We start from the raw sequence: 660 nt of genomic DNA, 5'->3' as shown, positions 1-660 counted from the left end.
TTCACATAACAATCAATTCAAGTGGATTCTCAACGCGTGGCAGTTTTACTATGCGTCAGGTAAAGTGTTTTACGGTGCAATGCAGCGACTTGGTCAGTGCGTTGTTCACCACTTAATTGGGCGTTAGGTGTCAATTGATGGAGTGTCAATTCAAGGAGAGAATATGAAGTGTCCATATTGCGGTGTGAGAGTTAGCTACTTTAAAGCATGGAAAATTAGTCGTTGGAAAAACCATGTCTGTCTAAATTGCGGTGGTGAATCTAGCACAACGACAGGCAATGTTGTCTTGATGGTGGCTTGTGTATTGGTGCCTCTATTTTCGATAGACATGTTGTTTTCGAGCCTGCAACAACCGTTGCACCGAGGCCTGTATCTTGCTCTGGCAATATTATTATCTTACATAGCCCATAGATATATTGGGAAGCTTCAAAAAAGTAAGCAACAAAACACCTAACAAACGCTTCAAGAGGGACAGCCAACGCGCGGCATTTTTATCATGCGTTGGTTTTTGTGATTCCGGTGTTATGCGGAAGCTTGGTAGTAGCGTTGTCTGCCCCTTAAGCGGGCGTTATGCAACTCAGGTAAATTTAGGAGTTCAATCTTTTGGGATTTCTCCGGCTATTCGTTTTGTGTTGTCGGCAAATGAGCATTTTTACCCTC

General features: G+C 43.2%; 1 protein-coding gene. It reads left to right on the top strand.

Translation table 11 applies throughout. From position 1 onward, the window contains the following. Positions 1 to 416 precede the first annotated feature (416 nt). Positions 417 to 660 (top strand): hypothetical protein (locus EXZ60_RS19230; protein WP_346780470.1); only part of this gene is annotated, 244 nt, incomplete at its 3' end.

It is taken from the genome of Vibrio sp. 1151_11 (assembly GCF_029478525.1).
Lineage (GTDB): Bacteria > Pseudomonadota > Gammaproteobacteria > Enterobacterales > Vibrionaceae > Vibrio > Vibrio anguillarum.
This window is presented reverse-complemented; position numbering and strand designations above follow the sequence as displayed.